At 31.4% G+C, this 5251-nt stretch carries 9 protein-coding genes and 1 pseudogene; 6 read left to right on the top strand and 4 right to left on the bottom strand.

Annotated features, from left to right (window positions below; translation table 11 throughout):
* Positions 1-95: 95 nt before the first annotated feature.
* Complete coding sequence (locus V7014_RS23680; RefSeq protein WP_335510968.1) at positions 96-266, bottom strand: transposase; 171 nt, start codon at positions 264-266, stop codon at positions 96-98.
* 137 nt (positions 267-403) lie between these two features.
* On the opposite strand from V7014_RS23680, the gene V7014_RS23675 reads away from it, so the two are divergent.
* Positions 404-601 (top strand): hypothetical protein, encoded by a 198-nt coding sequence (locus tag V7014_RS23675; protein ID WP_335510966.1) that lies wholly within the window; start codon positions 404-406, stop codon positions 599-601.
* Positions 602-706: 105 nt separating this feature from the next.
* Here V7014_RS23675 and V7014_RS23670 read toward each other — a convergent pair whose 3' ends face one another.
* Complete coding sequence (locus V7014_RS23670; protein WP_335510964.1) at positions 707-1402, bottom strand: DUF3298 and DUF4163 domain-containing protein; 696 nt, start codon at positions 1400-1402, stop codon at positions 707-709.
* 777 nt (positions 1403-2179) lie between these two features.
* On the opposite strand from V7014_RS23670, the gene V7014_RS23665 reads away from it, so the two are divergent.
* From V7014_RS23665 to V7014_RS27370, 5 genes are all read left to right on the top strand, one after another.
* On the top strand, positions 2180-2392 hold the full coding sequence (locus tag V7014_RS23665) for a DUF6366 family protein (RefSeq protein ID WP_335510962.1): 213 nt from the start codon (positions 2180-2182) through the stop codon (positions 2390-2392).
* A 124-nt stretch (positions 2393-2516) separates the two neighbouring features.
* Positions 2517-2966: a GNAT family N-acetyltransferase gene (locus V7014_RS23660; protein WP_335510961.1), complete on the top strand. Its 450-nt coding sequence runs from the start codon at positions 2517-2519 to the stop codon at positions 2964-2966.
* Positions 2967-3414: 448 nt separating this feature from the next.
* A complete protein-coding gene (locus tag V7014_RS23655) occupies positions 3415-3690 on the top strand; it encodes a hypothetical protein (protein ID WP_335510959.1) in 276 nt (91 codons plus the stop codon).
* 101 nt (positions 3691-3791) lie between these two features.
* Complete coding sequence (locus tag V7014_RS23650) at positions 3792-3950, top strand: hypothetical protein (RefSeq protein WP_335510957.1); 159 nt, start codon at positions 3792-3794, stop codon at positions 3948-3950.
* A complete protein-coding gene (locus tag V7014_RS27370; RefSeq protein WP_438824966.1) occupies positions 3911-3994 on the top strand; it encodes a hypothetical protein in 84 nt (27 codons plus the stop codon). The genes V7014_RS23650 and V7014_RS27370 overlap by 40 nt, the downstream gene beginning before the upstream one ends.
* A gap of 72 nt (positions 3995-4066) precedes the next feature.
* On the opposite strand, the gene V7014_RS23645 is transcribed toward V7014_RS27370, so the two are convergent.
* On the bottom strand, positions 4067-4267 hold the full coding sequence (locus V7014_RS23645) for a DUF378 domain-containing protein (RefSeq protein WP_335510955.1): 201 nt from the start codon (positions 4265-4267) through the stop codon (positions 4067-4069).
* Between the two features lie 394 nt (positions 4268-4661).
* Positions 4662-5104: pseudogene (locus tag V7014_RS23640) on the bottom strand (ATP-binding protein); the annotation flags it as partial.
* Positions 5105-5251 lie beyond the last annotated feature (147 nt).

The following is a 5251-nucleotide window of genomic DNA, read 5'->3' as shown; positions in this document are numbered from 1 at the left end:
AAAAAGGCCATTAAAGAATAATCTAATCGAAAAATCACATAAATACAACCATATCGTTTAATAATCTCAAGTGTTCTTTTTGTATATAAAAAGTGCTATGTGTATTGCATAATAAAGGAGCCTATGATCGATTTGGATATGCAAATATTATCCAAGTTGTCAGATTTATCATTTCTTGCAATATCAGCACCTGATTTCCCATTCACATAAAGCTTCACCATTTGAAGTTTTAATTCAGCTGTAAAAATTCGACGTTGACGTGGCATAGTACGCTCCTTTAAGTTATTAGACTTAATGTACTAGCCCTCATATTATCTATCCGACTTAACATAGCCGATTCATTGATTTAGATGAAAATGTAGTAGGGGATGTACTTGATCAGATTGTAGATAGTTATGATGGAGTGGATAACAATCAGTTTAAAATTGAAAAGAAAGAAGAACCTTTGGATAAGCTTAAGCGTATTATGGCTAGTACAGGTGAGACAAGGATATCTGAATTACAGAAGGAGATGAAAATTAGGATTAATCTTGTCTCTGAATTAATGAAACAGCTTGTAACTGAGGAATGGGTAGTCAAGAAGGTAAAGGGTATAAATTAGTTGCAAGTGAAGATGAGTTGGATAAATGGAGGAGTCACTGAGATAAAGTGGCTTCTTTCTGTTTGTGTAAATAAAAGCCCCCAGTAAATAGGGAGCTTATTAGGGTTATTTGTATACTGATTTAGGAACATTAGCTTTCGGATTACCTGCTGAATAAGGAGCAATTTCATACTCTTGGAAGATGACACTGACTCCTGTTTTAGTGAAAATAAATGAAGTTTCATTGTTTAAGTAAATATCCTTAACTGTAACATCATTAAATAAAAGATCATACTTTTTGAAATAATTTAAAATATATTGTTTTGTCTTTGTTGCTTTAGATGGGGACACAACATTTGGCAATAGTATTCTTTTTCCTGTTTTGATGTTGAAGTTAAATGTATCTACTCGTCTTAAACCATGGGCTCCTCCGGTATAAGCGTCAGTGTAAATTATTACACTTATATAGTTGCTATCTTGATAGGCAAGTTTGTAGCTAGTCTTATAACTGTAGTTGCATGTAGAAGGATATTTAACACACATTTCATCGCCTTGTATTTCTTTCATCCCTTTCATCAACTCGTTATAGGCTTGATAATGTGATTTATGATTCTTCTGGAAAAAAGTGTTAATTTCATTCTGTACATTTGAGTTTTTAATACCTGATAGTTTAGGGTAAGCTAAATCCTTTATACCTTTGTAATGAACAGTTGCACCCTTAATTGGGTTAGATGCTGCTTCAGATTGTATTGTACCTATTGAAAATACTCCTAAAATAAGTACGAATAGAATAATTACCTTTAAGAAATTGAACTTTTTCACTTTATATCCTCCTTTGTAAATATGCACCAAATTCATTATATAGTATGTTGTACTTTTTGACACTTGACACCGAAAAATAGGTAACTCGAAGGGAAGGATTGAAAATGGGGAAAGTGTTGTGTTTATAAGGGTTTACGACACTTTTTGGTTAAGACAAATTGGACTCGACATGTAAAACTCGTAGAAACATTGATGTACCAATGGTTTGAGGGTGGTTTTAGTGTGAGATTGATGAAATTAGGAAGGGTGACAGTGGTATAAAGCTTTGTTAAATAAGGGGGTTCCGAGTCACTTATCGAGTTACTTTTGGGTGATTTTTAGTGAAAATATGCAAATTAATGGATAATGATAAATTTTGTTAGGATTGTGAGTTGGTGAAAAGTTGAAACTGAAAATTTAACTATGGTGTGGAGATAGAAGTGCTATAGGGTACGTCGAGGTATTAGACTTAACAGAGGATGTAAACTAACCCCTGGTAAACCTTGTAAAATTAATGTTTTCACTTACGTAAAATTCTAATTATGCTTACCTTAATCCGTATACTCATATCCAGTCAACAATCTACTCCAATTACCCATACATTACAACGATCAATCTAACTGCAGCAAAATTCCAGTGTATAAAATTTTAAAAAAGCATTATTTTCAAAGGAAAAATCAATTATTTATATATTTTATTGAAAAAATTCTTATAAAACCAAAGCAGATATAAGAAGGTATAAACGATAAATTATAGAATATTTATATATACAGGAACTATTCGTAGGGGGTGCTTAGTTTGAATAATCACCATGAAACGCCCGAAGAAAAAAGAGAGAGGTTAAGAAAAGAAGCACTCAAACAAAATCCAACAGGTGCATTAAATGATGGATATAATAGAGCTGAAAATGGTAATTTAGCAGACTTGGTTGGGGGTTTAGGTTGGAAAGGAACAGGAATATTAATTGTTGTTTTAATAATTGGATATGTATTATATAACTTCTTCAACTAGCAGGTTTAATGGCTTAGAATCAGAACTGACATAAGTCAGTTCTTTGATCATGGTAGGTTAGTAAAATAAGTTATATGGTGAAATAATGTAAAATAAATATGCTAACTCCAAGGAGTGATTGAAGGTGAAATTTCGCAAAGCGAATAACAATGATATTAAAAAATTGGTTGAATTAAGAAAAAAGCAATTAGTAGATGAAGGGTTAGAACCAAATATAGATATTGATTCCGAACTAACTATCTTCTTTAAAAATAAGTTAAGTGATGGCACTTTAATTCAATGGCTAGTAGAAGATAAAGAAGAAATTATTGCTTGTGGTGCAGTGATTTTTTATGAATTTCCTCCTAGTTATACGAATAAAACTGGAAAAAAAGGTTATATCGCAAATATGTATACTAATGAAAATTATCGTGGACAAGGTATCGCAACAATGCTGTTGACTAGATTAGTTGAAGAAGTTAGGACTTCAGGTATTTCAAAAATATGGCTCGGCGCATCAAAAATGGGCAGACCAGTGTACAAGAAGTTTGGTTTTATAGAAACGGATGAATATTTAGAATTAAATATTATTTAGTAATCTACAAGTTATTTTATTGTACTAACGGAGCAGCATTCCTGTAATAAATGGACAGAGTTTTCATTATGTAAAACTGAATTTTTTTTGTGAATAGTGCTTTAGTTCAATAAGTACCATCAAAGACCATAAACTAATGGTCTTTTTTTTGCATTACAGATAAAATGTGGATTTTAAGATTACTTTTAAATCAGATATTTCAAATGTAATATACCCTCAAAGATATACATTTTTTTGTTATGGTTTATTGATATTCTGTAAGAGAGTATTAAAACAGAAAATTATTGGGAGGTAAGAATGTCAGAATACTTTACACTAGAGTATGAGATTAGTTGAAACAATAGAATCTATATGACTGTAAGTTGTGCGGAATTGTGAAAATACAATAAATTTTAAAGCTAAAACAATAAAAGTAATGAAATAACTAAAAAAGGATGGACTTGAACAGATGCTTATAGTATTTTCTATTTATTTATGTATTGGACTTCTTATAGGGTATTACAGACTTAAAGACATAGACGATGTAATTGAGGATTATGAAAATGGCGAAGAAATGATAGATGAAGAATTACAATTGCTCGATAGCATTACCCAGTTAAATAATACATTGGGAGGTAAATCTTCTTTAATAGTTTTTTATGTAGTACATGCTTTGTTTTGGTTGCCAATTGAATCAAATTACTATGTTAAAAAATTCATTAGTTTCTTCAAGAAAGAAGATTAAAAAAGGCAGAAGGGACATTTATTATGGCAACGTTAGATTTTTACGATGATTTTTTAGATCATTAAATACTATCTGAAGGCAATTATGAAAGATGTAAAAGAATGATTACCAGTGCTTATGATTACAAATACATATCAAATAACGAATATCAATATTTAATGAATAAGCATAAAAAGAAGCACAGTGAAGCGGTTAATAATATTTTCAAAGAAAATTTAAAATCGAATACAGAGAAGCTGCTAGAATTATGGATTCCTTAGTCGAAAAAGGTTATGTATCTGAGTATATCCTAAAAAGCGATTAAGATACGTTTTAAGAACAAGCTACAATGATTCATTTTTTAATAAAAAAAGAGCTGAAAAAATCAGCTCAAGTGTCATTTAGATGGGGGTTTCAATAATAGGCCAATGCTAACCAAACCAGAAAGACCAAAAATTGTGTAAATTACTCTAGATACAACAGTGTCTTGACCGTCAAATAGTTCGGCAACTAAATCAAACTGAAATAAACCAACTAATCCCAAATTTAATGCGCCAATGATAATAATTATAAGTGCTGTTTTGTACAAGGTGCTCATTAGCCTTCTCCTTTCAAACGTTAATAATAAATCAAATGAAATCTACTAAATAAAACGTAGATAAGAGAAAATTAATTATCATAACGATTGGATGAGTTTAGATGGAAACGATAGTGTTTTTATATATTTATGTGTTCATTTACTAAATATGCGCAGGAAACTTTTAAATTAGAAAAGGAGGTATGTTGTTGTATTTCTATAGGTATTACATGGCGGATTTTCACCGTGATAAATACGAAAAAGCTGAACTATTGTGGCTATGGTTTGACTACCATGCAGAAGTTTATGATCGTGGTCTTTGAAGTCAATATTCATTAATATTTGATAAAACAACGGTGACGTATAAATGTCAACACTAACATGTACACTTTCGCTTGTTTAAGGCTGTACAAAATCACTCATTTTCTTTCGCTAAATGATTCTTCATACGATAAGAATCTCCTACAATCGTATCGACGCTTGCGTGATGTAAAATGCGATCTAAAATCGCATTTGCCAGTTTTGGTTCTTGGAAAATGAACTGAAAAAACAACTTCGCATCTTCTTGATCAATCGGTAAATAACCGATTTCATCGATAATTAACAACCTAAACTTCGTGTATGTTTTAAACGGCTCTCTAAACGATTTTCAAGCTTCGCTTTCTTCAGATTTTGAATCAAATCATGACACTTAATAAAGTAGGTGCTTGTTCTTTTCTTCGCTGCGGCAATCCCAATCGACGTGGCCAAGTGGGTTTTTCCAACACCACTCGGACCTAAGAACACGATATTTTCATTCGCTTCAATAAAGCGAAGCGTTGTGAAATCTAACATTTGTTGCTGATTAATGTTCGGTTCTTGCTTCATCCATCACGGTCTTCATATTGTCTGTAATGATCGATATGGTGGTTTTAAAAGAGTATGGAGGACAATATGAAAATAAGGATTATGCTTTCTATGACTGCACTATTATCATTCACTTTATTTGGATGTAATAATTATAAG

Source organism: Bacillus sp. JJ722 (genome assembly GCF_036963345.1).
Classification (GTDB): Bacteria; Bacillota; Bacilli; order Bacillales; family DSM-1321; genus Bacillus_AD.
This window is presented reverse-complemented; position numbering and strand designations above follow the sequence as displayed.

Coding starts and splice junctions, on each gene's coding strand:
- V7014_RS23645 (WP_335510955.1), bottom strand. CDS start 4,267: ATGAGCACCTTGTACAAAACAGCACTTATAATTATTATCATTGGCGCA.
- V7014_RS23655 (WP_335510959.1), top strand. CDS start 3,415: ATGCTTATAGTATTTTCTATTTATTTATGTATTGGACTTCTTATAGGG.
- V7014_RS23680 (WP_335510968.1), bottom strand. CDS start 266: ATGCCACGTCAACGTCGAATTTTTACAGCTGAATTAAAACTTCAAATG.
- V7014_RS23650 (WP_335510957.1), top strand. CDS start 3,792: ATGATTACCAGTGCTTATGATTACAAATACATATCAAATAACGAATAT.